This window comes from Paraburkholderia sp. 35.1 (genome assembly GCF_050436525.1).
Classification (GTDB): domain Bacteria; phylum Pseudomonadota; class Gammaproteobacteria; order Burkholderiales; family Burkholderiaceae; genus Paraburkholderia; species Paraburkholderia tuberum.
Genome location: NZ_JBNDMJ010000001.1, coordinates 608,647 through 635,177, shown reverse-complemented (window position 1 = coordinate 635,177; position 26,531 = coordinate 608,647). Strand labels below are relative to the sequence as shown.

The following is a 26,531-nucleotide window of genomic DNA, read 5'->3' as shown; positions in this document are numbered from 1 at the left end:
TTTTGGGGCGTTGCCGGTAAAAACGTTCTTTTGGCGACGGCGGTTTTCAGCCTCCGCCACAATCCAGGCACGCGGGCCGAAAGCGCCGCGCGAAGCTCGCACAATGCATATGACGAATGTCGTGCAACATCACACTGCCGCAGCGACGCTCGCGGTGATGCAGAGCCGGACGCCCCGCGAAGCCGAGGTGCGCCGCGCGGGCGGTCCGGTTAACGCAATTACACCGGCGCGGGCTGACTGCCCGTTGCTCGCGGGCGGCCGCTCGTGTCGTGCGCGAGCAGCGCGTCGTAGATCGTCAGATAGTCGTCGGTCATGCGCGCGGCCGTGAAGCGGCGCTCGAACGCGCGGCGGCACGCGCCGCGCTCGATGCTGTCGATGCGCGCAACCGCTTGCACGGCCTCGTCCACGTTATCGACGATCAGGCCGCTCACGCCGTCTTCGATCAATTCGGGCACCGCGCCGCGGCGAAACGCGATCGCCGGCGTGCCGCATGCCATCGCCTCGATCATCACCATGCCGAATGGCTCGTCCCATTCGATCGGCAGCAGCAACGCGCGCGCGTTCTCGATCAATTGCCGGCGCGCGCCGCCGCCGACTTCGCCAAGGTATTCGGTGAACGCGCCGGAGCGGCGCAAGAGCGGATCGATGCGTTCGCGGAAATAGTCGCGTTCGCCGGGATGAATCTTCGCGGCGATCTTCAATGGCAAGCCGCTGCGCCGGGCGATTTCGATCGCGAGATCGGGACGTTTCTCCGGCATCATGCGGCCGAGAAAAAGCAGATAGGAACCGGCCATCGGTTGAAATTCGAACTGGTCGAGCGGCAGTCCGTGATGGACCGTGCCCTGCCAGTTCGCCCACGACACGGGCCCGCGCTGACTCGCGGAAATCGACACCACCGGCACGCGCGCGAATTCGCGAAACAGCGGGCCATGATCGTTCAGCAGCAGACGGCCGTGCAGCGTCGTCAGCGTACGGCATGGCAGGCGCTCGGCCCACGCGAAATGCAGCGGCTCGCCGTGAAAATGGACGACGTCGAAGCGGTCCGCGTCGCGAATCACGCGCGCGAGCTGCCTGACGTGATGGGTTTGCGTGTCCCACACGTTCGCGTCGCGCCAAAGACCGCGCGGGCAGATCGGCACGAGCCGCGCGGCGCTCGTCGAATCGGCGCTCGCATAGAGCGTCACGTCGTGGCCGCGCGCGACCAGCTCTTCGGTCAGATACGACACGACGCGTTCGGTGGCGCCGTACGCGTACGGCGGCACGCTTTCGTAAAGCGGAGCGATCTGGACGATTCTCATCAGTCGTTGAGAAGAGGAAGGAGAGGTTAGCGCGCGACATGCCGCGCCGGACCACCAGCAGCAAGTGACGTACCGCCGCGGGACCGTTGGCGCGGTATGGCGTTTGCTCGATGCGGGCACTTGACCGATTGAAGGAGCCGCCATGAACCGCGCAACGCGAGCCGCTACCGACGACACGCAGCCCACCGCTCGACGCGACACCGCGAGCACGCCCGATGCGCTCGCGCTGCTCGAGGCCGATCACCGCGCCGTGGAAAAACTGTTCGACGCCTTCGGCAAATCGCGCGGCGACGAGCGCGACACGCTCGAAGCCAAAGCCGCGCTGACGCAGCGCGCGTGCGAAGAGCTGACGATGCACACGATCATCGAGGAAGAGCGTGTTGTATCCGGCCGCGCAACAGGCGCTGCCCGACGACGACAAGCTCGATGTCGATGAAGCCTACGTCGAGCATTTTCTGGTGAAAACGCTGATCGCGAAGTTCGAGACGCTGAAGCCGGGCGACAAAGGCTTCGACGCGACGTTCAAGGTCATGTCCGAGCTCGTGCGGCATCACGTCGAGGAGGAGGAACGCGAACTCTTTCCGGCCTTGCGGCGCACCGGCTGCGATCTCGCCGCGCTCGGTGAAAGGATCGCGGCGCGCAAGCGCACGCTGCAGGCCAGGCTGGATCAGGCGGGCAGTCGCGCGGTCGGCGACAAGACCTGATGGGCGCAAGCGCCATCGAACATCGGAGGTGCATGATGGCAGTTGCAGCAGCCGACCGACGCGCTCGTGCGGCTCACGTCGAGCGCGATTTGCGGCACGGAGGGCCTACCGCGAGTTCGACCGGCGCGAGCCGGGTGGATCAAGGTAAAGCTGGAGCCTTGAAATGCGCGCGCCAGTCACGCTGATCCGTTTGAAGCGTCGCCACGACAGGGAAGTCCATAAGTCGACGCTTATGGACGAACGCGCCCTTTTACACCTCCATTAACATCGGTTTCAGAAGGGGCATAACAGGATCGCCTAATGCAGCAGGGAGTGACATGTCCAGGAGAAAGCTGAAACTGATCCAATACTCGCCGGCGGCGATCCTGTCGCGCGACGACTTTTCGATCTTCGTCACCGCGCGACGCAGCGCCGATGGACGATTCTATGCCGACCTACTGGTCAGCCGTAAGGTGGACGGCCGCCGACTGTTCCCTTTCGATGGCGCACCCGCTGTCGGTCCGTTCGACAGTATCGAGGAAGCGCGGCTCGCCGCCGAGGAATACGGCGCGCGGATCGTCGCGGCCGACCTTGCCTGTCCCGAGATGTAAGCGCGCGGCCCGTGCCGCGCTCAGCGATCCGGCCGCGATGGTGACCGGATCGCGTCGATCGTCGACGACACGCCGGCATCGGCGCGCGTGGCGCTATCGCCTGGCGACTGCATCCCCAATTGACGCGTGTGCCAGTCCGCGACCGGCACACCGCGGACCTGCGTGTCCGCCGTATTCCTTCTGACGTCGTCATCGCGGCTCCCCTCGAATGTCCAGAGATGCCAGGATTGGCCACCGGTCGAGCATCGGCCGTTGCTTTGCAGCTGTCGTCGTTGGAACGGCGCTTGCTGTGTGCGCCATGATCTATCTCGCTGGACCTATCGGACCTATGGCTTCTCATCGCATTTCGCTCCTCGCGCGGCGCGGCGTGCGGATACTGCTCGCCTGCGTGGCACGCGGCGCTTGCGCACAGCAACCGCCGCAGGATGCGCTGCATCCGGCCGGCGTGCAGGCCGCGCACATTCTGCGGCTGTGGCACCTGTCGTTGATCGTCTGCGGCGCGGTGTTCGCGGCAGTGCTGTTCGCGACACTGATTGCGCTGGTTCGCCGCACCGATAGGAGCGGCAATACTGGCGACGATGCGCCAAAGTGTCGAGCACGCGTCACTCGCGCAGCCGCGCGAACGCGGAACGCAGCGCGTGGTCGCCGTCGTCAGCGTCGCGTCGGTCGCGCTGCTGTTGGGGCTGATCGTCGCCGACGTATTGACGGATCGCGCGCTGTCACGCTTGCCGGTCGACGACGCGTTGCATCTCGAAGTCACCGGCGAGCAGTGGTGGTGGAAAGTCGACTATCCTGGCGATGCGCAACAGCCGGGCTTCTCGACCGCGAATGAATTTCACGTGCCCGCGGGGCGGCCAGTCGTCATCGCGCTGAAGGCGAGCGATGTGATCCACAGCTTCTGGATGCCCAATCTGCACGGCAAGAAGGACATGCTGCCGGGCATCGATTCGACGATCGAATTCCGCGTCGACAAACCCGGCGTCTATCGCGGCCAGTGCGCCGAATATTGCGGTGCCGAGCACGCATGGATGGCGATGTTCGTGACCGCCGACACGCCCGAACATTACGCGCACTGGCGTATGCAGCAGGCCACGCCCGCCGTGACGGCGGCGCTCAGTCCGACCGACGTGGTCGCTCGACGCGGCCTGCAGATCTTCGAGCAGTCGAGCTGCGCAAACTGCCACACCGTGCGCGGCACGTCGGCGCAGGGCACGCTCGGCCCAGACCTCACGCACCTGATGAGCCGGCAGACGATCGCCGCGGGCGTGCTGCCGAACACGCAGCAGAACCTCGCGGCGTGGATCCGCGATCCGAACGCGCTGAAGCCGGGCACGACGATGCCGACCGTGCCGCTCCCCGCATCCGACCGGCAAGCGCTGGTCGCCTGGCTCGGAACCCTACGATGAGCACGCTCGAACGCCCGCCCGCCTTGCACGTCGACCTCGCGATCAAGGACGGCCCCCACGCGCCCGCCGATACGCGCGCGCTGCTCGCCGACACGTGGCGTGATCCGCCGGGCGTGATTGGCTGCTTGTCCGCAATCAACCACAAGACGATCGCGCGGCGCTTCATCGTCACGACGTTCGTATTCTTCCTGCTCGCGGGGTTGCTCGCGCTCGCGATGCGCACGCAGCTCGCGCGGCCGAACAACCACGTGGTCGGTCCCGACTTCTACGACCAGCTGTTCACGATGCACGGCACGACGATGATGTTCCTGTTCGCCGTGCCGGTGATGCAGGCGGTCGCCGGTTACCTGATTCCGTTAATGATCGGCGCGCGCAGCGTCGCGTTTGCGCGCATGAATGCGTACGCGTACTGGGTGTTCCTGTTCGGCGGACTGACGCTCTACATTGCGTTCGCGATGGGCGCGGGGCCGCGCTCGGGCTGGTTCAGCTACGTGCCGCTGGCCGGCCCGGACTATGCGACGGGCAAAGGCTCCGATATCTGGGCGCAGATGATCACGTTCACCGAGCTGTCCGCGCTGCTCGAAGCGATCGTGCTGATCACGACCATTCTGAAAATGCGCGCGCCCGGCATGTCGCTGAACCGGCTGCCGCTGTTCGCATGGGCGACGCTCGTCACGCAGTTCATGGTGCTGTTCGCGATGCCCGCGGTCATGCTCGCGAGTACCGCGCTGATTCTGGACCGGTTGGTCAGCACGCAGTTTTACAACCCGTCGCTCGGCGGCGACGTGCTGCTGTGGCAACACCTGTTCTGGTTCTTCGGACACCCGGAGGTCTATTTGATCTTCATCCCGGCACTCGGCTTCATGTCGTCGATCATCGAGACCTTTTCGCGCCGGCCGGTGGTCGGCTATCCGGCGATGGTGCTCGCGCTGATCGCGACCGCGTTCCTTGCGTTCGGACTCTGGGTGCATCACATGTTCGCGACCACGGTGCCCGAACTGGGCAAGAGCTTCTTCACGGCGGCAAGCGTGCTGATCGCGGTACCGTCGGCCATTCAGATCTATTGCTGGCTCGCGACGCTGCTGACCGGCAAGCTCAGGCTCCGGACGCCGCTGCTGTTCGTGCTCGCGTTCTTCTTCATCCTGGTGCTGGGCGGCATGACCGGCATCATGCTCGGCTCGGTCGCGCTGGATCTGCAGGTGCATGACACCTACTTCGTGGTCGCGCATCTGCACTACGTGCTGATAGGCGGCGCGGTGTTTCCGCTGTTCGGCGCGTTCTACTACTGGTTTCCGAAGATCACCGGACGCATGCTCGGCGAGCGCCTCGGGCGCTGGCATTTCTGGCTGTTCTTCATCGGCTTCAACGTGACGTTCTTCCCGATGCACTGGCTCGGCCTGCATGGCATGACGCGGCGCATCTGGACTTATCCCGCCGGGCTCGGCTGGGGGCCGCTGAATTTGAGTGCGACACTCGGCGCGTATCTGATGGGCATCGGCGTCTTGCTGTTCCTCGTCAATGTGGCGCGCAGCCGCCGGCGGGGCGCTGCTGCGTCGGCCGATCCGTGGGGCGGCGGCACGCTCGAATGGAGCATGCCGAGCCCGCCGCCGCCGCACAATTTCGACGTGCTGCCGATCGTGCATGGCCGCCATCCGCTGTGGGAGCCGTCGCGGCAGCCGGCGTCGGTGTCGGGTCTCACGGCCGGCGCGCGCGAGGTGCTGACGACGAGCGCGCTCGATGCGATCGCCGAAACCCGCCCGCTGTTTCCGACGCCGTCGATCTGGCCGTTTGTGAGCGCTGTCGCGACGACGATCTTCTTTATCGGTTCGATCTTCACGCCGACGGCCGTATGGTGGGGCACCGTGCCGGTCGCCGCGGCGATGATCGCGTGGTTCTGGCCAACCCGCGCGAGCAATGCGCTGGCGCGCGCGCTCGAACGCTGGCCGTCGCCACGCGGCGGTACGGCGCAGCACGAAACGCCGCAAATCCGCACGCTTGCCGAGTCCGACGACGCGCCGGCGGGCACCGTCTCGACCCTCGATGTGCGCGCGTTGCCGAGCTTCGACTTCAGCCATCGCAGCCCGATGTGGTGGGCGACCGCCGGTCTGATGGCGATCGAAGGCACTGTGTTCGCGATCGCGGTCGCGATGTACTTTTATCTGCGCGGCGTGAACGCGGCGTGGCCGCTGCACGCGCCACCGCCCGCTTTGCTGTGGGGCACGCTGAACACGGCCATCCTGCTGCTGAGCCTCGCGCCGAACCAGTTCGCGAAGCGCGCGGCGGAGCGTGGCGAGCGCGCTCGCGCGTGCTTGTGGCTCAGCGTGTGCCTCGCGTTCGCGCTGGCATTCCTCGTGGTGCGCGGCTTCGAGTTCACGGCGCTGAACGTGATGTGGTACGCGAATGCATATGGCTCGATCGTGTGGCTGCTGCTCGGGCTGCATACCACGCACCTCGTGACCGATACCGTCGATACAGCCGTGCTCGCGCTACTGCTGAAGACCGGTCCGTTCGAGGGCAAACGGCTGCTCGACACCAGCGAAAACGCGATCTACTGGTACTTCGTCGTGCTGAGCTGGCTGCCGATCTATGCGGTGCTGTACGTTGCGCCGCGCATGCATGGGTGATTCGTGAGGTGCCGATGGATATCTGGCTAGGATTGCTCGCGGCACCCACGGCGGTGCTCGCCACCCAGAGCATCGACTATGCGCTGATCCGGCTCGCCTGCGCGAGCGGCGCCGCATGGCCGATGCACGCGGTCAGCGCGGCGGCGTTCGCGTTCTGCGCGTTTGCCGCGTGGCTCGCATACGGACGCTGGCGTGCCGAACGCTCGCCCGGCGAGCCCGCCTATGCGCGACGCGACGCGCGCGCCGGCTTTTTCGCGCTGATGGCGATGATCGTCGGTGCGCTGTCCGCGCTCGTGCAACTCGCGATGTGGTTCCCGCAATGGCTGCTGCCCGCTTGCCGATGACACGGCACATCCATTGGGCCGCATGCCTGGCCTGGCTGCCCAGCACGACGGCCGCCGCGCATGTGCTGTCCGACGCCGATCGCGCGACCTTGTCGTTCGGCTGGAGCTTCGAGCCGTGGGTCGTCGCGTTGCTGGCGCTCAGCATCGGCGCGTATCTGATCGGCTATGCGCGGCTGCGGCGCCGCTCGCGCGCGCGGCGGCGCGGGGTCGGCGCGCGCACGCTGCATCTGCTGGCCTTCGCCGGCGGTTGGAGCGCGCTCGTGCTCGCGTTGATGTCCCCGCTCGATACGTTGTCCGGGGCGCTGTTTTCCGCGCACATGGTGCAGCACGAATCGATGATGCTGATCGCGGCGCCGCTGTGCGTGGCGGGGCGTCCGCTTGCCGTATGGATGTGGGCGCTGCCGCGGCGCGCGCGTCTGGCGGTCGGTCGGGCGGTGCGCGCTCGCCCGTTCGCGCGCGCGTGGCGCTGGCTGACCGCGCCGCTGGTCGCGTGGGTGCTGCACGCCGCCGCTCTATGGGCGTGGCATGCGCCGACGTTGTTCGAGGCCGCGCTTGCGCATCCGACCGTGCATACATTGCAGCACGCCAGCTTTTTGCTGAGTGCGCTGATTTTCTGGTGGACCGTGACAGGCGACGGCGCCCGCCGCGGCAACGGCGGCCACGCGATGCTGTCGCTGTTCACGACGATGGTTCACACGAGTGCGCTCGGCGCGCTGATCACGCTTGCGCCGGGCCTCTGGTATCCGTCGTATATCGAGCCGTGCGCGGCGTTGGGCATCAATCCCCTGCAGGATCAGCAACTGGGCGGACTGATCATGTGGGTGCCGGGCGCGATGGCCTATCTGGCTGGCGGGCTGCTCGTTGCGGCGCGCTGGCTGAGCCGCGCGGACCGGCAGCCGGCATTCACGTACGACGCGGCGCGGGCCCGCGGGGAGGGCGCGCCATGATGCGAAGGCATGCCGCGGCGCGAGCGGCGGCAGCGGGTGCGTTGCTGGCGCTGTGCGTCGGGTTGTCGGCGAGCGCATTCATCGGTGGATCGATCGCGGCGGATGCGTCGGCGGCGAGCACTGACGCGCAGGCTTCGGGCGACGCGGCGAGCATCGAGCCGTCCCAGTTCGCGCGTGGCGAGTACCTGGCGAAAGCCGCCGATTGCGCCGGCTGCCACACCGCGCCGCAGGGCGGTGCGCCGTTTGCGGGCGGCCTTGGCATGGGTTCGCCGTTCGGCACGATCATGTCGAGCAATATCACGCCGGACCCGCAGTACGGCATCGGCCGCTACACGTACCAGGACTTCGAGCGCGCGCTGCGCGAAGGTGTCGCACGCGGCGGCAAGCGGCTCTATCCGGCGATGCCATACGTGTCGTTCTCGAAGCTCAGCGACGAGGACGTGCACGCGCTTTACCTATACATGCTGCACGGCATCGCGCCGGTCGCGAAACCCACGCCGCGCTCGGACGTCGCGTTTCCGTTCAACCAGCGCTGGGCGCTGCGCTTCTGGCAGATGGTCTTCGTGCCGTCGCAGCCATACGTGCCGCGTCCGCAAAGCGACGCGATATGGAATCGCGGCGCGTATCTGGTGCAAGGCCCGGGACATTGCGGCGCGTGTCATACGCCGCGCGGCAAGTTCTACCAGGAAAAAGGCCTCGACGAGTCGTCGAGCGACTATCTGGTGGGCGGCGTCAACGATCACTGGTTCGCGCCGAACCTGACCGGCGACATGGGCTCAGGACTCGGCCGGCTCACCGCCGCGGACATCGCCGCGTTCCTGAAGACCGGCCACGGCGCGGGCGTCGTCGCGTACGGCAGCATGGTCGAACAGGTCGAGGACAGCACGCAGTATCTGACCGACGACGATCTGCATGCGATCGCGCATTACCTGAAGTCGCTGCCCCCGCAACAGCCGTCGGGCACCTATACGCACGGCGCCGATCCAGCGCGTTCTAGCGTGAACGGCAGCCGCGTGCCCGACTCGCTGAGCGTCGGCTTCAACGTCTACCAGTCTTTCTGCGCAAGCTGCCATCGCGCGGATGGGCGCGGCGTGCCGAACGTGTTCCCGGCGCTCGCGGGCAACCCTTCGGTGATCGCGGAAGACACCACGTCGCTGATCCGGCTGCTCGTCGAAGGCGGCAACAGTCCGGCAACGCGAAGCGGTCCGTCACGTCAGTCGATGCCGCCGTTCGCGGCGACCCTCGCCGTCGTCGAGATCGCGCAGGTCTTGACGTATATCCGCAGCGCCTGGGGCAACAACGCGCAGTCCGTCACCGCCAACGACGTCGCGACGCTGCGAAACGAGCTGCACAAATAGCAGCACACGCCGCGCGGAACAACGCTTGCTCGCCTGTCGCTCGCCGTCATTCGGGCACGGCGCGCATGGCGCCGTATTGCATCGCTCACGTTCACGGAGAGACACATGGACAAGGAACTCGAAGCCCGCATTCGCACGCGGGCGTATCAAATCTGGGAAAACGATCCGTCGCCGGAAGGCAGGGCCGACGACCATTGGGAAGAAGCGCGCCGGCAGATCGAGGCGGAAGGCGCGATCGATGGGGCTGCCGCGCCGCAGGAGCCGACCGATCAGTCCGCCGATCGCGACCGCGGCTCGCGCATCGCGCCCGAACAGCAACTGCAGGAAATGCCCGGCGAGGACATCGAACAGCCGAAGCGCGCCCAACGTCCGCGCGCCGGATAAGCGGGCGCCGCGCTTTCAGACCGACGCCGACGATGGCGTCGGAGCCACCGGCAGCGCGCGCTTGTGGCGCGTCGCCATGTAAAAGCGGCGGATCGTGGTCAAGACTTCTTCACTGACGGGCTTGCCTTCGAGGAAGTCGTCGATGTCCTGGTAGCTGATGCCGTAGCTGTCCTCGTCCGGCTTCTGCGGCGTCAGCGATTCGAGGTCCACGGTCGGCACCTTGTTGACGAGCCGCTCCGATGCGCCGAGCGCATGCGCGAGCGCGCGCACGCGGCGCTTCGTCAGACCGGCGAGCGGCAGGATATCGGCGCCGCCGTCGCCGAACTTCGTGAAGAAGCCCATCAGCGATTCGGCCGCGTGGTCGGTGCCTATCACCACGCCGACGCGCGCGCCCGCAATCGCGTACTGCGCGATCATGCGTTGCCGCGCCTTGATGTTGCCGAGCACGAAGTCTTCCTGAAAGTCGTCGACGTACTGCACGTTGCCGCGTTTGAGCGAAGACAGCATTGCGTCGGCGGGCTCCTTGATATTGACCGTCAGCGTTTCGTCCGGACGGATGAACGCGAGTGCGGCCGCGGCGTCCTCTTCGTCGCGCTGGCTGCCGAACGGCAGACGCACCGCGACGAAACGGGCTTCATAGCCGCCGGCGCGCAGACGTTCGACGGCAAGCTGCGCGAGGCGCCCCGCGGTCGACGAATCGACGCCGCCGCTAATGCCCAGCACGTAGGTGCGCAGGCCTTGCGACGCCAGGTAGTCGCCGAGGAACGCGACACGCCGCTCGCGTTCGCGGGCCACGTCGAAATCACGCTCGACGCCGAGTTCGTCAATCACTGCCTGTTGCCAGGCGTTGGCGTCGAAGGAAGATTGCAGATTCATCGTTCGGTCTCTCTTCAATGATGGTCCCGCTGGATGCGCGGGAGTTGATCGAAGTAATGCTCGACGCGCGACAGCGCATACAGCGCGGCGGCCGAACGCACGTCGTTGCGGTCGCCCGAAAAGCGCCGCGTCTCGGCGAACGTGACGAACTGATCGCCCGGCCGCCGGAACGCCCACGCGAAGCATTGCGTGCCCTGTGGCGGATCGTCATCCGAGCCGCCATGCGCGCCGCCATCGGCGAGCCCCGTGTTCGATACCGCGATGTCCGCGCAGCAGCCTTCCTGGCGCAACGCGCCCTCGGCCATTTCGCGCGCGACCGCTTCGCTGGTGAGTCCGTATTGCTTCATCGTGCTTTGCCGCACACCGAGAAACCCTGCTTTGCCCGATGGCGAGTAGCTGACGAAGCCGACGTCGAGACATGCGCCGCTGCCCGGCACGCTCGCGAGATAGGACGCGATCTGGCCGCCGGTGCAGGATTCGGCGGTCGCGAGCTTCAGACCTCGCGAGCTGAGGAAGGATACGACCTGCATGGGAATGCTCATGATTTTCGCCCTTGTCGTGCGACGCAATCGGACCGGCGTTTTGTTCGCTCAAGCGCTCGCGCCGGAACCGCAGCAAATATCGGTCCGCGCTCGCGGACCGCGGGCGCGTGACGGCGGCTTCACGTTTCGCGCATCGCCACCGGTCCCCGCTGGCGGTATGCTCGTTGCTGAAGCGTGGAACAGCAGTGCGCTCGCGCGCGGCCCCGTGGCAAGTGCGGAGCGCGCGCAGCGCTGCGCATTCGCGAGGAGGCGGCGATGAGCGATTTCGACGAAGCGCGCGCATGGATGGTCGAACGGCAGATCGTGCAACGCGGCGTGCGCGACGACTACGTGATCGAAGCGATGCGGCGCGTGCCGCGCGAGGCGTTCGTGCCCTCCGATCTGCGCGAATTCGCGTATGACGATACGCCGCTGCCGATCGGCGGCGAGCAGTCGATCTCGCAGCCGTACATCGTCGCGAAGATGCTCGCGGCCGCCGAGTTGCAGCCCGGCGATCGCGTGCTCGACATCGGCACGGGCTCCGGCTATGCGGCCGCGATCGCCGCGGAGATCGCGGGCCGGGTGGATTCCATAGAACGCGACGCGAGCCTCGCCGAGGGCGCGCGCGAGCGCTTGCAGCGGCTCGGCTACGAGAACGTCGAAGTGCATGTCGGCGACGGCACCGCAGGTCTTGCCGCGCATGCGCCCTATAACGCGATCATCGCGGCGGCGGGCGGACCGCGTGTGCCGCGAGCGCTGCGCATGCAACTCGCCGTGGGCGGACGGCTCGTGATGCCGGTCGGCAGCAGTCAGAGCCGTCAGCGGCTCGTGAAGATCGTGCGGCGCGACGAACACGACTACGACGAAGATGCGTTCGGCGACGTGCGCTTCGTGCCGCTCGTCGGCGACGATGGCTGGCCGGAGCCAGGCGGCGCGGCGCGCGCGGATTTGCGGCCTGCATCCACGTCCACGCCCATCCCGCTCACGCCTACGCCGGCCGCACCTATGCCGGTCGCGCCTAGGCCGGCCGCGCTCGAACTCGCGATTCGCGACGCGGCCGAACCGTTGCCCGACATCGATTCCGCGGAATTCGCGGCATTTTTCGACCGCTTCGCCGGGCATCGCGTCGTGCTGCTCGGCGAGGCCAGTCACGGCACGTCGGAGTTCTACCGTGCGCGCGCGGCGATCACGCGGCGCCTCGTCGAGCAGCACGGCTTTTCGATGATCGCGGTCGAGGCCGACTGGCCCGACGCCGCGATCGTCGACCGGCATGTGCGCGATCGGCCGATGCCCGGCGGGCGGTCCCGACCGTTTCGGCGCTTTCCGACCTGGATGTGGCGCAACACCGACTTCATGGGCTTGGTCACGTGGCTGCGCTCGCACAACGCCGCGCACCCCGAGCGCGAAACGCGCTTTTACGGGCTCGATATCTACAGCCTTTCCGAATCGATCGACGCGGTATTGCGCTATCTCGACAGCGTCGACCCTGCCGCGGCGCGCATCGCTCGCGAGCGTTATGGGTGCCTCAGTCCGTGGCAGAAAGATCCGGCCGTATATGGACGCGCCGCGTTGAGCGGCGGCTACGCGCAGTGCGAAGAACACGTGGTCGCGCAACTCGGCGATCTGCTGAAAAGCCGGCTCGACTATGCGCGCGAAGACGGCGAGCGCTTCCTCGACGCGGCGCAGAACGCGCGGCTCGTGGCGGTCGCCGAGCACTACTATCGCGCGATGTACTACGGCGGGCCGCAAAGCTGGAATCTGCGCGACACGCATATGTTCGACACGCTGCGTCATACGCTCGACAGCCGCGGGCCGCAGGCGCGTCTGGTCGCGTGGGCGCACAACTCGCATATCGGCGACGCGAGCGCCACGCAGATGGGCCGCATGCAGGACGAGATCAATCTCGGCCAGCTGTGTCGCGCGCAGTTCGGCGACGCGGCGGCGCTGATCGGGTTTGGCACGCACAGCGGCACGGTCGCCGCGGCGAGCGATTGGGGCGGACCGATGGAGGTCAAAACCGTGCAGCCATCGCTCGAGGGCAGCGTCGAATTCAGCATGCACGGCACGGGTCTCCCGCGCTTCCTGCTCGACCTGCGGCCCGGCATGCACGACACGCTGCGCGAACGGCTGCGCGCGCCGCTATTGGAGCGCTTCATCGGCGTCATCTACCGTCCCGGGACCGAGCGGCATAGCCATTACGCGCAAGCGTCGCTGGCCGAGCAGTTCGATGCGTTCGTGTGGTTCGATCGCACGAGCGCGGTGAGCGCGCTGCCCGTTTCCGCCGACGAAAAGAACCACGCGGCGGAGACTTTTCCATTCGGTGTGTGAGGGCGATCGGCACGCTCACGCCTTAGGCGAGGAACGCGGCTTGCAACGGAACGGACAGTGCATTCCAGCTGGTCCGAACCGAGGGGTCGCTCAGGAACAAGGATGTACAGCGCCTTGCCATCGCCGCGATGTCGGGTGTTGCCAGTGGCGTCGTCTGCGCGCAAGGCGCCCGGCGAGCTGAGCCGCGACCAGGCGAACCGTGAACATGCGGGGCGCGCGAACCAGGCCGCGGTTCAGCACGGACAGCGCCGCCGGCATGGCGCGAGCAGTGCGCGCTAGCGGCGACGCGGCCCGGCTGCCGCCACCGCCGCGCGTGCTCGCGATTCCGCCATGAAGGACGAACCAGTCTGGTTCCTGCTGATCGGCGCGCTGCTCACGTTCATGGCCGTCGCGCGCGGGCCGATCCGCCGCTTGCCGCTGACCGGCGCGATGATCTATCTGCTGGTCGGCGTGGCGGTCGGGCCGGCCGTGTCCGGGCTCGTCGGGGTCGATCTGCTCCGCAATACCGCGTTGCTCGCGATGCTGGCTGAAGTCGGGCTCGTCGTGTCGTTGTTTTCGATCGGCATGCATCTGCGCGTGCGGCTGCGCAATCCGCTGTGGTTGTTGCCGCTGCGGCTCGGCGGCCCGGCGATGCTCTTCACCGTCGCCTTGATGTTCGGCTTCACCGCTTTGGTGACCGGACGCGCGGACGGCGCGGCGTTGTTCCTCGCGGCCGCGCTCGCGCCGACCGACCCGGTGCTCGCCAACGAGCTGCGCGTGACGCAAGCTGGCGACGACGAGCCCGTGCGGTTCGCGTTGTCGGGCGAAGGCGGCCTGAACGACGGTGCCGCCTATCCGTTTGCGGTGCTGGGACTGACGCTTGCCGGCGCGAGGCTGTTCGGCTCGGGCAGTGGCGTGCATTTCGTCGGCTCGGTGCTGTGGGGGATCGTCAGTGCGCTCGTGATCGGTTGCGTGTTTGCGATCGTGTTCGCGCGCGCGATCTTTTTTCTGCGCACCCGCTACGGCGAAGCGATCGGTCTCGACGGGTTTCTCGCGCTAGGCCTGATGTCGACGTCGTACGGCGCGTCGCTGCTGCTGCACGCGTATGCGTTCGTCGCGGTGTTCGTGGCGGGCGTCGCCGTCCGTCACGAGGAACTGCGTGCGACGGGCGACAAGAATCCCTCGGAAGTGCTCGACGAGGTGCAGCACGGCGAACAGGTCGATGTCGCCCAGGATCCAGAAATGGCGCATGCGGTCCTCGCCGAATCGATGATGGGCTTCATGCGCGAAATGGAGCGACTCGCGGAGTTGTCGCTGATGCTGATCATCGGCTGCGTCGTGTCCGCGCACTGGCGCGAGATGTTCGATCTGCGCGCCGTGTTGCCCGCGGTGTTTCTGTTTTTCGTCGCGCGGCCGCTGTCCGTCGTCGTCGCGATGATGGGTGCGCGCATCGACAATAGCCAGCGGCATCTAATGGCGTGGATGGGGATTCGCGGCGTCGGCGCGTTTTACTACCTGATGTTCGGCCTCGAATACGTGCGTGGCGCGATGACGCTGCTGCTGCCCGCCGTGCTCGATGCGATCGTGTTGTCGGTGCTGCTGCATGGCTCGACCGCGAACTATCTGTTGCGGCGGTATTTCGACCGGCGTCGCTGAATGAAGCGACGGGCGCGATGGCGCGCGTGAGTTGTCGCGCCGCGCTCCGCATGGCTCCCGTTTGCCGCTCCTTGTATCGCAATGTATCCGCGCTGCCCGGGGATACGTGCGCTTACCAAACCCGTTGATCCAGACACATGCGAGATACGTCGGCGCGTTTAAATACGTGCACCGCAAGTTCGAGCCCGGATTTGCAGACCTGAATATCACTGGATCAACAGGAGTAAGCCACCATGACCCGCATCGAAGCAGTGCTGTACACCGGCAAAACCCATACGACCGGCGGCCGCGAAGGCGCCGCGCGCAGCTCGGACGGCCGTCTCGACATCAAGCTGTCGCCGCCCGGCACCTCGGGGGGTGGAACGAATCCCGAGCAGTTGCTCGGCGCGGGCTGGTCGGCGTGTTTCATCGGCGCACTCGGGCTGGCGGCGCGCGCGTTGCACCTGTCGTTGCCGGCCGATACCAGCGTCGATGCGGAGATCGATCTCGGCACCACCGATGGCGCTTATTTCCTTCAGGCGCGTCTGTTCGTCAGTCTTCCCGGTGTCGAGCGTGACGTGGCGCACGGGTTGATCGAGCGAGCGCATCTGACCTGCCCGTATTCGAAGGCGTTGCGCGGTAATGTGGATGTGCAGACTACGCTCGTTTGAGCGTCGCTGAAGGTGGTGGCGGGGCCGCGCCGAAGCATCGCGCGGCCTCGCGTATCTGCTATGCCAGCAGCTTCGAAAGCTACGCGGTGTCGGGTTCGTGCGGCCCGCTACGCCGCAGGCGCAACCGACGCTCCCGCGATCTTGTGCCGCGCGAGCGATTGCGCCACCAAGCCCGAGGCCTTCACCTCTTCGACAAACGAACGCAGCGCGTGAGCCGCCGCTTCGCCGCGGCTCTTCGGCACACCCATCGCCTGCCGGATCACCATGAAGCGCTCGTCTAGCAGCCGCAGACCGGGAGTTTGCTTCGCATCGGCCTCGAGTTGCTGCTTCACGCCTGCCGCCACTTCCAGATGCTGCTCGATAAACGTCGGCACGACGCTCGGCGAGCTCGGCGCGCGCACGATTTGCGCGGATTTCAGCTCGCGCGTCAGAAACAGATCGTATGCACTGCCTTTGCCGACGACGACCCGGTTGTGCGCCTGATCCACATCCTGATTCGAGTGTATCGGCGAGTCGTCGCGCACCAGGTAGAAGCCTTCGATCAACACATACGGCGCTGTGAACGCGATCGTCTCGCCGCGCAACGGATCGATCGCGAAGAAGCCGAAATCCGCGCGCTCCTCGCCGACGGCCTGCACCGATTTGCCGGCCGTATCGAAGACGACCAGCTCCAGTTCGACGCCCAGTTTCGCGGCGAACGCGCGCGCGAGATCGATCGATACGCCGAACGGCTCGCCGGAGTCGGCGTGACGGTTGGCGAGGATTGGATTGCCGAGATTGATCGACGCGCGCAGCTTGCCCGTGGGCGTGAATGCGGCGACGACGGAGGGATCGATGGTCATAACGGCTCTCGTGGCGATGGCGTTGGGGCGAGCGAAGTCTCAGGATTCAAGGATTTCGCTGATGCGGGATAGCGCGTTGAGAGTATGCAACAGATGCTCGCCCGTTGCTTCTGACACTTCTTCGTTGCGCTCGCGCTCCAAAAGTTCGGCAGGAAGCATCATTGCAAGGGCGGGGGACGCCAGTTATCCGTGCCACGTCCCGTCGCCCTTTCACCCGCCAGCGGCACTTCAATCGCGCAACTTCACCGCCGTCATCCGCGGCATCAACAGATGAATGATGCCCAGCGCAACCAGATACGCCGACGCGCCGACCGTAAAGAGCGCCCAATACTGCCCGGTGCGCTGCAAGGTCTCGCCGATCACGCCGGAAAAGAAGAACGAACCGACCATCCCCGCCACGCCGCCGATACCGACCACCGTGCCGACCAGCCGCTTCGGAAACACGTCGCCGACGATGGTGACTAGGTTCGCCGACCAGCCCTGGTGCGCCGCTGCCGCGAGACCAACGGCGAAGACCGCCCACCACAGGCTCTGGAAATACGACAACGTTGCGATCGGCACCACGCACAATGCACAAATGAGCATCGTGAGCTTGCGCGCGAAATTCGGCCTGTTGGTGCGGGCCATCAAACGCGACGACAGCCAGCCACCCGCCACGCTGCCGACCGATGACATCGTATAGATAGCGATCAGCGGCAGGCCCATGTTGCCGATGTCGATATGGCGCGACTCATTGAGCCACTTGGGCAGCCAGAACAGATAGAACCACCACACCGGATCGGTCAGCAGCTTGCCGAAGACGAACGCCCACGTTTCGCGGTACTTGAGCACCGACAACCAGCCGACTTTCTGCTCGACGACTTCCTCGCGATCCGCATTGATGTAGTCGAGTTCTTCCTTCGACACCGACGGATGCTCCGAAGGCTGCCGATAAACGAGCATCCACACCGCCAGCCAGATGAAACCGGTCGCGCCGCCCGCGATGAACGTCGCGCGCCAGCCCCACGTCACGGCAGCGATCGGCACGAAGGCCGGCGCCACGATGCCGCCGATCGTCGCGCCCATGTTCCAGAAGCCCGTCGCTAGCGCGCGTTCCTTCTTCGGAAACCACGTGGCGGTAGTGCGGATCGCAACCGGAAAATTGGCCGCCTCGCTGAAGCCGAGCAGACCGCGCACGGCCGCGAAGCCCGGCACGGTCGATGCCACCGCGTGGAGCATCGCCGCGAGACTCCACAGCGCCATCGCGCTGCCGTAGACCTTCTTCGTGCTGACGCGATCCGCGATGCGGCCGAAGATCGCGAGACCCACCGCATAGGCGACCGTAAACACCATCACGGTCTGCGCGTACTGCACCTGGCTCCAGCCGATATCCTTTTGCAGCAGCGGCGCGAGCAGCCCGAGCATCTGACGATCCATGTAGTTGATCGTCGTCGCGGCGAAGATCATCGCGCAGATGGTCCATCGGTATCGTCCGACGGCCGTGCGTGCGGCGGCCGTCGTGGCTTCTATCGTTTTCATCGTGTCTCCTTAAGGTTTCTGCAAATGGTGTCTATACGGTTGTTCGATGCAGTCAATGCGCGGAGGCGGGCACTCCTTCGCGCGGGCTCATGCGGGAGAAGAACACGACCCCGGCGGCCACCACCGACATCACCGCGAGTCCAGTGAGGCCGCCCTCGATCGAGCCGGTCTTCTGTTCGAGGAAGCCGAAGGCCGCTGGCGCGACAAAGCCGCCGAGGTTGCCGATCGAGTTGATCAGCGCCAGCACCGCGGCGGAAATCCGCGCGTCGAGATAGCCCTGCGGGATCACCCAGAACAGTGACGAGGCGGCCTTGAAGCCGATCGCCGCAAAGCAGATCGCGACGAACGAAAACACCGGGCCGCCCTGGCCGGCCGCATACATGCCGAGCGCGGCGATCAGCAGCGCGCACGCGACCCACGCCTGCTGGAACTTGAAGCGCGCCGCGAGCATCGCGAACAGATACATCGCCGCGATCGAGATCAGCCACGGAATCGAGTTGTACAGGCCGACCTGGAAATCGTTGAAATGGCCCATCTTGCGGATGATGCTGGGCAGCCAGAAGGTCGCGCCGTAGATGGTCAGCGATACCGCGAAGTAGATCAGGCAAAAGATCAGGATTTGCGGATCGCGCAGCAGCGCGCCTATCGATGGCTTGACCGGGTGCGCGGCGGCGCGCAGGCGTTGCTCTTCGTCGACCGCATCGAGCAAGGCGTCCTGCTCGGCGCGGGTGAGCCAGGCGGCGTCGCGCGGCTTCGAGTCGAGCCACAGCAGGATGAAGCCCGCGAGCACGACCGAGAACATGCCTTCGATGATGAACATCCACTGCCAGCCGCGCAGCCCCGCGCCTTCGATCAGCATCAGCCCGCCGGAGATCGGCCCGGACAGTACCGACGCGAGCGCCGAGCCGCTCAGGAAGATCGCCATCGCCTTGCCGCGCTCGTTGCTCGGCAGCCATTGCGTGAAGTAGTAGATGACGCCGGGAAAGAAGCCCGCTTCGGCCGCGCCGAGCAGGAGCCGCATCACATAGAACGACGTCTCGCCGCGCACGAACGCCATGCCGGCCGCGGCCAGCCCCCACGTGAGCATGATGCGCGCGAGCCACAGCTTCGCGCCGTAGCGCTGCAGCAGGATGTTCGACGGCACTTCGAAGATCGCGTAGCTGATGAAGAAGAGCCCCGCGCCGAGCCCATAGGCCGCCGCCCCGATGCCCAGATCGGCGCTCAGATGCTGGCGCACGAAGCCGATGTTCACGCGATCGATGTAGTTGACGATGAACATCACGACGAACAGCGGCAGCACGCGCCATTTGATCTTGCGCACCGCGCTCGCCAGCGCGCCGGCGCGCTCGGGCCGCGCCGTGTCGGCAATCGGGCTACTCATGGGGTTGTCTCCTTCGACGGCGACGCGCGTTGCGCGTCGCAGGGCTCGTAGGCGCGGATTGGAAGCGGGAGTTAAAAGCGCGGATTCTTGCCGGTGAAGCCCGGCTCGTACTTGCGCATCTGCGAGAGGTCATCGCGATTGCGCACGCCGCACGACAGATACTGCGCATGCAGTTCGGCGAGCCGCTCGCGGTCGAGCTCGACGCCGAGGCCCGGCGTGGTGGGCACGCGCACCGAGCCGTCGTCGAACGTCACGCGGCCGCCCTTGATGACTTCTTCCTCCTGCCACGGGTAATGCGTGTCGCACGCATAGGTCAGGTTGGGGATGCTTGCCGCGACGTGCGTCATCGCCATCAGGCTGATGCCGAGGTGCGAGTTCGAGTGCATCGACATGCCGAGATCCCACAGCTTGCACATGCGCGCGAGCGTCTGCGTCGCGCGCAGGCCGCCCCAGTAGTGGTGATCCGACAGCAGGACCTTGACCGAACCCATCTCGGCGCCGCGCCGGAAATCTTCCATCGTCGTGATGACCATGTTGGTCGCGAGCGGCAGGCGCGTGTGCTTCGCCAGTTCGGCCATTCCTTCGAGACCCGGGCACGGGTCTTCGTAGTACTCGAGCAGCTCGTCGAGTTCCGGTGCCGCCGCGATGCTCGTTTCGAGCGTCCAGTTGGCGTTCGGGTCGAGGCGCAGCGGCACGCCGGGGAACGCCTGATGCAGCGCGCGCATGCACGCGATTTCGTGTGCCGGTTCGAACACGCCGCCCTTCAGCTTGATGCTCTGGAAGCCATACAGCTCGATCATTCGACGCGCCTGCGCGACGATCTGCCCGGGGCTCAGGCCTTCGCCCCAGGCATCGGGCGCATAGGGCTTGTCGACGTGCTCGGCGTATTTGAAGAACAGATAGGCGCTGTAGGGCACGGCGTCGCGCACCTTGCCGCCGAGCAGGTCGACGACCGGCGCGCCGACGATCTGCCCTTGCAGATCGAGCATCGCGACTTCGAGCGTGCTGATGACTTTCGGCGCGTTCTTCGCCGAATGCGAGCCGGGCGCGAGTTCGAATTCGACCGCGCCCGGGCTCGCCTTGATCGACGCTCGCACGCGCTCTTCCATGCGATTGAGGTCGAACGGCGACAGGCCGGTCAGCAGCGACTTCGCCTGTTCGAGCACGCGCAGCATCGGTTCGTCGCCATAGGTCTCGGAGATGCCGACGCGGCCGTCGCTCGTCTCCAGCTCGACGATGGCGCGCAGCGCCCAAGGTTCGTGGATTCCGGCGGCGTTGAGCAGCGGGCCGTCGCGGAAGGCGATCGGGGTGATGCGCACCTTCGTGATGGTGATGTCGCGAGTCATGATGGCATTCGGCATAAGAAGAGTTTGATGGGACGGATGGTAAAGCACTAATGTATTAGTGCGTTACTGGGGTAAATACCCATCTGCACTTCTCGCGGAATTCCGCTCGCAAGCCCGCTGGAAGGGGCGCGCGTCGGCTATAGTACTAGTGCCTCAGCGGACCGCCATGCCGGGTCACGCCTGCTTCCATGCTTCAGTTTCTGCCATGAAAAACCACGCTCATTCGTCGACGGTAACCCGGCTCGACCGCTCCCGCCACGCCGCGCCGCAAGTGTTCGAACGACTGCGCGAAATGATCCTTTCCCTCGAACTCACGCCGGGTACGGTGCTGTCGCGCACCGAGCTGGCGAACCGCTACGGACTCAGCCAGACGCCCGTGCGCGACGCGCTGATGAAGCTCGGCGAGGAAGGTCTCGTCGACATCTATCCGCAGCACGCGACGGTCGTCAGTCAGATCAACGTGACGTCCGCGCTGCAGGCGCATTTCCTGCGCCGCTCGATTGAACTCGAAGTGGTGCGCACGCTCGCGGAGCAGCGCGACGCCACGCTGATCGCTGAACTGCGCCTGACGATCGCGCGGCAAACGGAACTGCTCGACCTGAAGAACTACGAGCAGTTCTCGCTGCTCGATCAGGCGTTTCATCGGCAGATGTACGAGGCGGCCGGCGTGCCGCAGCTATGGGATCTGGTGCGTAGGTTGAGCGGCCATATCGACCGGCTGCGGCGCCTGAATCTGCCGGTGGAGGGCAAGACGATAGCGGTCGTGCGCGATCACACCGAGATCGTCGATGCGATCGACAAAGGCGATGTCGAGGCGGCGCAGGCAGCGCTACGCAAGCATCTGTCGGGGACGCTGAGTCAGATCGATCAGATCCGCACAAGTCATCCGAATTTTTTGGCGGACGAGTGAGCGTTCGCTGATTCGCTGGCTACGGCTGGTTCACGGTCATTCTGAATGGACCGCCGTTCGCGGCCGCGTGGGGTACCGCTTCGTTGAGCGGATCGCAGCATCCTCGTTTTCATGTTCATCGAACCGGAAGCGCGGCGGCTGGTGGATCGCGCACGACGCGACAGCCCTAGGACCTTGGTCCGATTGACGCGACTGCCACGTGTGGCACCCTCGTACAAAGCCGGAATACTCATATTCAACCTGTCAGGGAGGTCGCCATGTTTTCATGGAGCCGGGAGTTCTCGGTCGCGGTCATGGCTGTGTCCGTGATGGCTAGCGCGGGAAGCGCCTGGGCAACCGAACAGGCTCAGCAGCGTCGCGCCGGACGTGACGTTCGCCAGGAGACACGCCAGGGTTCCCGCCACACGAAGCAGGAGTGTCGGGCCACGGACCAGAAGAGCAATTCGCAGTGCCGGCAGGACAAGCGGCAAACCAAGCAGAACGGCCGTGAGGCGGCCAGGAATATCAAGTATTGAGCGTTTGCGTTTGCGTTCGCGTGCGCCAGCTGGGCACTGAACCAGCGACAGCAGGGGATGGCAAACACCACGTCCACCAGATCAAGCGGGGAAGCTGATGCGAGCCTGCCGATACGTAGCGCTTTGCACCTTGCCGTTCATGATCGTCGGCTGTAACACGCCTCCGATCGCACCGGGCAAGCCGGTCGATATCCCGACTGCCCTCGAGCAGGTTCTCCAGGGGCTGTGCAATTTCCGCAAAGATCAGGCCAGCCGGAAGCAGGATCTGGGCGCTGCAATCGACTCTATCACCGTGGAACTCGACCTGACCGTCGACGGAGCGAGAAATCCCCCGGTGGCGGTGGCACCGGATATCCAGTTCATTCCCACGGTTAGCTATGGTCAGATCATGACGGCAAACAGAGGTAGCAGACTCGTGCTTACGCTGAAAAACACCGGCAGCGGTGCCCACGGCGGCGACTGCGATGTCACCGCGCCGGCCAGGTAGGGACCACTTTCGCTCGCCATAGTCTATGGCTTTGCGAATGCGGACAACTGGGCACTTGCCGCGCGTTGAACAGCGCGGCTCGCGCCAGCGTTGCACGTCAACCTTGGGCGATGCTCTCCCACGCGCCCGATTGAGCCGAGCGGAACACGGCATCGATCACCCGCATATTCGCGCGCGCATCTTCTAGCGGAATAGCCTGCGGGCTCCCACTCAGGATCGCCTCCGCGAACGTGGCGGCGGCTACGCCATATTGATCACACACCGCAAGCTCCAGCCAGCGATCAGTCGCGACACCGTCGCTATTGTGCTCACTGATTAGCAGGCGCGTCGGTCGATCGTTTGGTGCATTGAATGGAATTTCGACTTCGATTCGCCCCTTGGTACCGTGAAATTGCATCCGCTGGTACGGATAGGTCTGAGTCGAGTAAAAGAAACTCGCCTGCACGCCATCGAAGTCCATCAGCACGGAGCCGAGCCGGTCCACTTTGAAGGTGGGATCCTGCTCCACCAGCGCAACTACGCGCCGTGGCTCACGCCCGATAGTGAAGCGCGACGTCGTGATCGGATAACAACCAATATCGAGCAGACCGCCGCCACCTAGCTCGCTCTTGTTGCGGATATTGTCTTCGTTCGTGTTGTGATAGGTGAAACCGCCGGTCACTGCCCGCAATTCGCCGATCGCGCCTTCGTCGATCAAGGTCCGCACCTTCAACCATTGCGGATGCGTGCGAACCATGAACGCTTCCTGGATGTATCGGCCGTTCTTGTCGCGCGCGGCGATCAGCCGTTCAACCTGTTGAGCGTCCAGGCTGATCGGCTTCTCACACAGGACGTGCTTGCCCGCCTCGACCGATTTGATCGTCCATTCCACGTGGAGATGATTGGGTAATGGAATATAGACCGCGTCGATTTCCGGGTCCGCGAGGAGCGCCTCGTAACTATCGTATGCGACAGCCAGACCATACCTGGCCGCGGCTTCCCGCGCCTTCTCCCGAGAGCGTGACGCGATGCCTTTCACCCGACACTTCGGCGCGTTGTGCATGGGCACGACCACCTTGTCGTTGATCTTTGCGGCGCCCAAAATTCCCCAGACTATTTCATCCTTTGCCATGACATCCCTTTATTCGATTGCGTATCCGATGAATCGAGCAGGCTGAACATTCGCGTGAGTCGACAAGTCGCGTGAGTCCGCGAACGACCAGAAGCACGCGATCGTATCAGTTTAACCGTGTCGACCCGCGATACGCGGCGAACACTGCAGGCCCTGGAAGTCGCCGACGCCGTCGCCATTCGCATCCATGAAGGTGCCTGCCGAGAGGCAATAAATGATCGCGCCAACTTGCTTGCCGCCAGCGAGGCGGTCGTCGTGATTCTTACGCGAAGCTTGTCCGATGCCGTGCGGCCAATTAACCGGCCGAACGATGCAGTTCGGTAGTCGTCCCCAAGGTGCTTCAACCTCATTGGTTTCCACGAGCAATTGCGGAGTCGCCTGAGTGCGATCCGGCGGCCGCGCTCGCGGTGGAGCGTCAAAGCCGATCACGCAGCGGTCAAAGGCGCGGCGCTGGCACTCTCATCGATCGATGAAACGGTACTGCGGATGCGCGTGGCGATTCGCGCGTCGAGCGGCGTGTACACGAGCATGCTCAGGTCTGGCCGACCATCGACGGCGAACAGCGAATACTCCATTTCGATGGTCCCGAACGCAGGATGCAGCAGGCGCTTAACGTGCTGTCCTTCGCTGTGGCCGAATACCTGGTTTTCGCGCCACATGCGTTCGAAGTCCGGGCTCGCGCGACACAGATCGTCGACCAGATCGCCCACCTCGGAAGCGAGCCCCGCGCGGGCAACGTCCGCTCGGAACGTCCCCACGACGAAGCGCGCGACACTCTCCCAGTCGTGCTGTTTTGCCCGGACGGCCGGATCGCCGAACAGGAAACGCAGGATGTTGCGCTGGCCCGGCGGCAGCGCGCTGTAGTCGGTCAGCACGACGGCTGCGGCGCGATTCCACGCGACGACGTCCCACGTCGCGGTCTTGATGATCGACGGGCTGGCATCGAGTGAATCGAGCACGCGCTGTAAGCGCGGGTCCACTGCGTCGGTGGACCGGTAGCGCACTTCCGGGGGGCGTCCGAGGCCCAGCATGAAAAGATGTTCGCGCTCGGTATTCGTCAGCATCAGCGCCGCGCAGATGCGCTCAAGCACCGCGGCGGATGGCGCGCCGCCGCGGCCCTGCTCGAGCCACGTGTACCAGGTCGAGCTGATATTCGCGCGCTGCGCCACTTCTTCCCGGCGCAATCCGGGCGTGCGCCTGCGGCCCGAGAAGCCGAAGCTGGCCGGATCGAGCCGCGTGCGGCGACTACGCAGAAAGTCCCCGAGGGTTTGGGCAGTGTTCACTGGGATGATTAACCTGTTAGTCGCTTTACCGGGATAAGCTCACTACTTCAATAGCATAGTGAATGATCGCATAGTGCGTCGGTGGCTATTCTGGAGACTTGACCATGCGAATCTTTCTGACGGGCGCAACCGGGTTTATCGGCTCGGCTTTGGTGCCCGAACTTATCCAAGCCGGGCATCAGGTCATCGGCATGACCCGGTCCGATCAGGGCGCGCAGGCGCTCAGCGCAGCCGGTGCGCAGGTCCATCGCGGCACGCTCGAAGACACCGACAGCCTGCGCAGCGGCGCCGCGAAGGCGGACGCCGTCGTTCACCTTGCTTTCGACCACGATTTCTCGCACTTCGTGGAGAACTGCGAGAAGGACAAGCGTGCTATCGCTGCACTGGGCTCGGCGCTGGTCGGCACGGATAGGCCGCTTCTGATCACGTCGGGCACGGGCGTCGGCAGCCGCGATCACGGGCAGCCGGCCACCGAAGACGTGTTCAACACCAGTCACCCGAACCCGCGCATCGGCTCGGAGCTGGCCGGCAACGTGCAGCTGGAGGCGGGCGTCAACGTGTCGGTGATGCGCTTGCCGCAAGTGCATAACCCGTACCGGCAAGGCCTCATCACGCCGCTCATCCAGATCGCGCGGGACAAAGGCGTGTGCGCCTATGTGGAGGAGGGACGCAACCGCTGGCCGGCGGGGCATCTGTCGGATGTCGTGCGGCTGTACCGGCTCGCGATCGAGAGGGGCGAACGCGGTGCGCGCTATCACGCGGTCGGCGAAGAAGGCGTTAGCGCCCGCGAGATCGCCGAGGCGTTCGGACACGGCCTGAAGTTGCCGGTCGTCTCGATCGCGCGCGAGGAGGCGCAGGCGTACTTCGGATGGATGGCGATGTTCGCCGCGCTCGATATGCCGGCATCAAGCGCGCAGACGCAGGCGCGTTTGGGCTGGCGACCGACAGGTCCGACGCTTCTCGCGGATCTGAACGAAGCGCGCTACGTTCAGGTGTCCACGTAGCTTTCGCTGTCGCTGTCAGCCGCCGTCGCACGAGAACAAACCTGGACCAACCATCGCCGCCATCATAGGTGTTTCATTACGCCACTCGCCAGCTTGCGCAATTCGTCGAGCTGCGTGACGAGCTGGAGGCACAGAAGAAAGGCCAGCGTCGCTGCGGGCGCCGGGTGGCGTTCGGTCCATCGCAGCACCGGCGTCGCGTAGCGTACGCGGATCGTATCCCGCGTCATCACCAATGTAATCACGATTCCCACCGCGGCGCAAACCAGCAAATCGGTCGGATAGTGAAAGCCGGGATAGGCGCGCGGAAGGCAAATGAACAGCGCAGTATAGAGAAGCGCCAGCACGCCGACGCGCCGCGACATGAGGAAGATGCCGGTGGCGACCGCCATCCATAGCATCGCGAACTCACCGAGGTGTATGTTGGACAGATATGTTTCGATGGATAAATCGAAGCTATTCGTTGTTTTCT

24 protein-coding genes and 2 pseudogenes are annotated in these 26,531 nt (G+C 65.3%); 15 read left to right on the top strand and 11 right to left on the bottom strand.

The genetic code is table 11. The features are described 5' to 3' along the window. Positions 1-218 precede the first annotated feature (218 nt). The gene (locus OKW27_RS03180) at positions 219-1,298 is read right to left on the bottom strand and encodes a glycosyltransferase family 4 protein (RefSeq protein WP_429332516.1); all 1,080 of its coding nucleotides are present in this window, start codon (positions 1,296-1,298) and stop codon (positions 219-221) included. A 142-nt stretch (positions 1,299-1,440) separates the two neighbouring features. On the opposite strand from OKW27_RS03180, the pseudogene OKW27_RS03175 reads away from it, so the two are divergent. From OKW27_RS03175 to OKW27_RS03140, 8 genes and pseudogenes are all read left to right on the top strand, one after another. Beyond that, positions 1,441-2,002 (top strand): annotated as a pseudogene (locus OKW27_RS03175) (hemerythrin domain-containing protein). 317 nt (positions 2,003-2,319) lie between these two features. Then, positions 2,320-2,592 carry a DUF6723 family protein gene (locus OKW27_RS03170; RefSeq protein WP_090811724.1) on the top strand — a complete coding sequence of 91 codons (273 nt, stop codon included), beginning with the start codon at positions 2,320-2,322 and terminating at the stop codon, positions 2,590-2,592. 578 nt (positions 2,593-3,170) lie between these two features. Further along, positions 3,171-3,998: a cytochrome c oxidase subunit II gene (coxB, locus tag OKW27_RS03165; RefSeq protein ID WP_429332515.1), complete on the top strand. Its 828-nt coding sequence runs from the start codon at positions 3,171-3,173 to the stop codon at positions 3,996-3,998. Continuing rightward, entirely contained in the window at positions 3,995-6,622 is a 2,628-nt protein-coding gene (ctaD, locus tag OKW27_RS03160) for a cytochrome c oxidase subunit I (protein WP_429332514.1), read from the top strand. Before coxB ends, ctaD begins: the two co-directional genes overlap by 4 nt. A 14-nt stretch (positions 6,623-6,636) precedes the next feature. Beyond that, positions 6,637-6,966, top strand: coding sequence for a hypothetical protein (locus OKW27_RS03155; RefSeq protein ID WP_429332513.1), 330 nt, complete (start codon positions 6,637-6,639; stop codon positions 6,964-6,966). Next, the gene (locus OKW27_RS03150; protein ID WP_429332512.1) at positions 6,963-7,913 is read left to right on the top strand and encodes a cytochrome c oxidase assembly protein; all 951 of its coding nucleotides are present in this window, start codon (positions 6,963-6,965) and stop codon (positions 7,911-7,913) included. The genes OKW27_RS03155 and OKW27_RS03150 overlap by 4 nt, the downstream gene beginning before the upstream one ends. Next, entirely contained in the window at positions 7,910-9,271 is a 1,362-nt protein-coding gene (locus OKW27_RS03145) for a c-type cytochrome (RefSeq protein WP_429332511.1), read from the top strand. The genes OKW27_RS03150 and OKW27_RS03145 overlap by 4 nt, the downstream gene beginning before the upstream one ends. A gap of 105 nt (positions 9,272-9,376) precedes the next feature. Beyond that, the gene (locus OKW27_RS03140; RefSeq protein ID WP_090811720.1) at positions 9,377-9,655 is read left to right on the top strand and encodes a DUF2934 domain-containing protein; all 279 of its coding nucleotides are present in this window, start codon (positions 9,377-9,379) and stop codon (positions 9,653-9,655) included. Between the two features lie 15 nt (positions 9,656-9,670). On the opposite strand, the gene nadE is transcribed toward OKW27_RS03140, so the two are convergent. Both nadE and OKW27_RS03130 read right to left on the bottom strand, forming a co-directional pair. Beyond that, positions 9,671-10,531 carry an ammonia-dependent NAD(+) synthetase gene (gene nadE / locus OKW27_RS03135; protein WP_429332510.1) on the bottom strand — a complete coding sequence of 287 codons (861 nt, stop codon included), beginning with the start codon at positions 10,529-10,531 and terminating at the stop codon, positions 9,671-9,673. A gap of 14 nt (positions 10,532-10,545) precedes the next feature. Continuing rightward, positions 10,546-11,073 carry a CinA family protein gene (locus OKW27_RS03130; protein ID WP_429332509.1) on the bottom strand — a complete coding sequence of 176 codons (528 nt, stop codon included), beginning with the start codon at positions 11,071-11,073 and terminating at the stop codon, positions 10,546-10,548. 255 nt (positions 11,074-11,328) lie between these two features. Between OKW27_RS03130 and OKW27_RS03125 the strand changes: the two genes are divergently transcribed. From OKW27_RS03125 to OKW27_RS03115, 3 genes are all read left to right on the top strand, one after another. Next, entirely contained in the window at positions 11,329-13,380 is a 2,052-nt protein-coding gene (locus tag OKW27_RS03125) for a protein-L-isoaspartate(D-aspartate) O-methyltransferase (protein ID WP_429332508.1), read from the top strand. Between the two features lie 330 nt (positions 13,381-13,710). Further along, positions 13,711-15,015 (top strand): cation:proton antiporter, encoded by a 1,305-nt coding sequence (locus OKW27_RS03120; RefSeq protein WP_429332507.1) that lies wholly within the window; start codon positions 13,711-13,713, stop codon positions 15,013-15,015. A 233-nt stretch (positions 15,016-15,248) separates the two neighbouring features. Beyond that, the gene (locus OKW27_RS03115) at positions 15,249-15,665 is read left to right on the top strand and encodes an organic hydroperoxide resistance protein (protein WP_429332506.1); all 417 of its coding nucleotides are present in this window, start codon (positions 15,249-15,251) and stop codon (positions 15,663-15,665) included. 107 nt (positions 15,666-15,772) lie between these two features. On the opposite strand, the gene OKW27_RS03110 is transcribed toward OKW27_RS03115, so the two are convergent. The 5 genes from OKW27_RS03110 to OKW27_RS03090 all read right to left on the bottom strand — a co-directional run bounded on the left by OKW27_RS03110 (position 15,773) and on the right by OKW27_RS03090 (position 20,752). Next, positions 15,773-16,507: an ABC transporter substrate-binding protein gene (locus tag OKW27_RS03110; protein WP_429332505.1), complete on the bottom strand. Its 735-nt coding sequence runs from the start codon at positions 16,505-16,507 to the stop codon at positions 15,773-15,775. A 39-nt stretch (positions 16,508-16,546) separates the two neighbouring features. After that, positions 16,547-16,669 (bottom strand): hypothetical protein, encoded by a 123-nt coding sequence (locus OKW27_RS03105; RefSeq protein ID WP_409259271.1) that lies wholly within the window; start codon positions 16,667-16,669, stop codon positions 16,547-16,549. A gap of 66 nt (positions 16,670-16,735) precedes the next feature. Next, complete coding sequence (locus OKW27_RS03100; protein ID WP_429332504.1) at positions 16,736-18,025, bottom strand: MFS transporter; 1,290 nt, start codon at positions 18,023-18,025, stop codon at positions 16,736-16,738. A gap of 52 nt (positions 18,026-18,077) precedes the next feature. Then, a complete protein-coding gene (locus OKW27_RS03095) occupies positions 18,078-19,406 on the bottom strand; it encodes an MFS transporter (RefSeq protein WP_429332503.1) in 1,329 nt (442 codons plus the stop codon). 71 nt (positions 19,407-19,477) lie between these two features. After that, positions 19,478-20,752 carry a glucarate dehydratase family protein gene (locus OKW27_RS03090; RefSeq protein WP_429332502.1) on the bottom strand — a complete coding sequence of 425 codons (1,275 nt, stop codon included), beginning with the start codon at positions 20,750-20,752 and terminating at the stop codon, positions 19,478-19,480. A 205-nt stretch (positions 20,753-20,957) separates the two neighbouring features. On the opposite strand from OKW27_RS03090, the gene OKW27_RS03085 reads away from it, so the two are divergent. The 3 genes from OKW27_RS03085 to OKW27_RS03075 all read left to right on the top strand — a co-directional run bounded on the left by OKW27_RS03085 (position 20,958) and on the right by OKW27_RS03075 (position 22,664). Continuing rightward, positions 20,958-21,662 carry a GntR family transcriptional regulator gene (locus tag OKW27_RS03085; protein ID WP_184023359.1) on the top strand — a complete coding sequence of 235 codons (705 nt, stop codon included), beginning with the start codon at positions 20,958-20,960 and terminating at the stop codon, positions 21,660-21,662. Positions 21,663-21,919: 257 nt separating this feature from the next. Continuing rightward, on the top strand, positions 21,920-22,177 hold the full coding sequence (locus OKW27_RS03080; RefSeq protein WP_429332501.1) for a hypothetical protein: 258 nt from the start codon (positions 21,920-21,922) through the stop codon (positions 22,175-22,177). 139 nt (positions 22,178-22,316) lie between these two features. Beyond that, the gene (locus OKW27_RS03075) at positions 22,317-22,664 is read left to right on the top strand and encodes a hypothetical protein (protein WP_090811698.1); all 348 of its coding nucleotides are present in this window, start codon (positions 22,317-22,319) and stop codon (positions 22,662-22,664) included. Positions 22,665-22,761: 97 nt separating this feature from the next. On the opposite strand, the gene OKW27_RS03070 is transcribed toward OKW27_RS03075, so the two are convergent. Beyond that, entirely contained in the window at positions 22,762-23,775 is a 1,014-nt protein-coding gene (locus OKW27_RS03070) for a Gfo/Idh/MocA family protein (protein WP_429332500.1), read from the bottom strand. A 425-nt stretch (positions 23,776-24,200) separates the two neighbouring features. Then, on the bottom strand, positions 24,201-25,058 hold the full coding sequence (locus tag OKW27_RS03065; protein ID WP_429332499.1) for a helix-turn-helix transcriptional regulator: 858 nt from the start codon (positions 25,056-25,058) through the stop codon (positions 24,201-24,203). A gap of 104 nt (positions 25,059-25,162) precedes the next feature. Here OKW27_RS03065 and OKW27_RS03060 point away from each other — a divergent pair, with 104 nt between their 5' ends. Beyond that, positions 25,163-26,062, top strand: coding sequence for an SDR family oxidoreductase (locus tag OKW27_RS03060; RefSeq protein WP_429332498.1), 900 nt, complete (start codon positions 25,163-25,165; stop codon positions 26,060-26,062). Between the two features lie 62 nt (positions 26,063-26,124). On the opposite strand, the pseudogene OKW27_RS03055 reads toward OKW27_RS03060, so the two are convergent. After that, a pseudogene (locus OKW27_RS03055) lies at positions 26,125-26,469 on the bottom strand (phosphatase PAP2 family protein); the annotation flags it as partial. Positions 26,470-26,531: the final 62 nt, after the last annotated feature.

Excerpts from the sequence above, each read along its gene's own strand:
- OKW27_RS03180 (WP_429332516.1), bottom strand. The coding sequence starts at position 1,298 with ATGAGAATCGTCCAGATCGCTCCGCTTTACGAAAGCGTGCCGCCGTAC.
- OKW27_RS03170 (WP_090811724.1), top strand. The coding sequence starts at position 2,320 with ATGTCCAGGAGAAAGCTGAAACTGATCCAATACTCGCCGGCGGCGATC.
- coxB (WP_429332515.1), top strand. The coding sequence starts at position 3,171 with ATGCGCCAAAGTGTCGAGCACGCGTCACTCGCGCAGCCGCGCGAACGC.
- ctaD (WP_429332514.1), top strand. The coding sequence starts at position 3,995 with ATGAGCACGCTCGAACGCCCGCCCGCCTTGCACGTCGACCTCGCGATC.
- OKW27_RS03155 (WP_429332513.1), top strand. The coding sequence starts at position 6,637 with ATGGATATCTGGCTAGGATTGCTCGCGGCACCCACGGCGGTGCTCGCC.
- OKW27_RS03150 (WP_429332512.1), top strand. The coding sequence starts at position 6,963 with ATGACACGGCACATCCATTGGGCCGCATGCCTGGCCTGGCTGCCCAGC.
- OKW27_RS03145 (WP_429332511.1), top strand. The coding sequence starts at position 7,910 with ATGATGCGAAGGCATGCCGCGGCGCGAGCGGCGGCAGCGGGTGCGTTG.
- OKW27_RS03140 (WP_090811720.1), top strand. The coding sequence starts at position 9,377 with ATGGACAAGGAACTCGAAGCCCGCATTCGCACGCGGGCGTATCAAATC.
- nadE (WP_429332510.1), bottom strand. The coding sequence starts at position 10,531 with ATGAATCTGCAATCTTCCTTCGACGCCAACGCCTGGCAACAGGCAGTG.
- OKW27_RS03130 (WP_429332509.1), bottom strand. The coding sequence starts at position 11,073 with ATGAGCATTCCCATGCAGGTCGTATCCTTCCTCAGCTCGCGAGGTCTG.
- OKW27_RS03125 (WP_429332508.1), top strand. The coding sequence starts at position 11,329 with ATGAGCGATTTCGACGAAGCGCGCGCATGGATGGTCGAACGGCAGATC.
- OKW27_RS03120 (WP_429332507.1), top strand. The coding sequence starts at position 13,711 with ATGAAGGACGAACCAGTCTGGTTCCTGCTGATCGGCGCGCTGCTCACG.
- OKW27_RS03115 (WP_429332506.1), top strand. The coding sequence starts at position 15,249 with ATGACCCGCATCGAAGCAGTGCTGTACACCGGCAAAACCCATACGACC.
- OKW27_RS03110 (WP_429332505.1), bottom strand. The coding sequence starts at position 16,507 with ATGACCATCGATCCCTCCGTCGTCGCCGCATTCACGCCCACGGGCAAG.
- OKW27_RS03105 (WP_409259271.1), bottom strand. The coding sequence starts at position 16,669 with ATGATGCTTCCTGCCGAACTTTTGGAGCGCGAGCGCAACGAAGAAGTG.
- OKW27_RS03100 (WP_429332504.1), bottom strand. The coding sequence starts at position 18,025 with ATGAAAACGATAGAAGCCACGACGGCCGCCGCACGCACGGCCGTCGGA.
- OKW27_RS03095 (WP_429332503.1), bottom strand. The coding sequence starts at position 19,406 with ATGAGTAGCCCGATTGCCGACACGGCGCGGCCCGAGCGCGCCGGCGCG.
- OKW27_RS03090 (WP_429332502.1), bottom strand. The coding sequence starts at position 20,752 with ATGACTCGCGACATCACCATCACGAAGGTGCGCATCACCCCGATCGCC.
- OKW27_RS03085 (WP_184023359.1), top strand. The coding sequence starts at position 20,958 with ATGAAAAACCACGCTCATTCGTCGACGGTAACCCGGCTCGACCGCTCC.
- OKW27_RS03080 (WP_429332501.1), top strand. The coding sequence starts at position 21,920 with ATGTTTTCATGGAGCCGGGAGTTCTCGGTCGCGGTCATGGCTGTGTCC.
- OKW27_RS03075 (WP_090811698.1), top strand. The coding sequence starts at position 22,317 with ATGATCGTCGGCTGTAACACGCCTCCGATCGCACCGGGCAAGCCGGTC.
- OKW27_RS03070 (WP_429332500.1), bottom strand. The coding sequence starts at position 23,775 with ATGGCAAAGGATGAAATAGTCTGGGGAATTTTGGGCGCCGCAAAGATC.
- OKW27_RS03060 (WP_429332498.1), top strand. The coding sequence starts at position 25,163 with ATGCGAATCTTTCTGACGGGCGCAACCGGGTTTATCGGCTCGGCTTTG.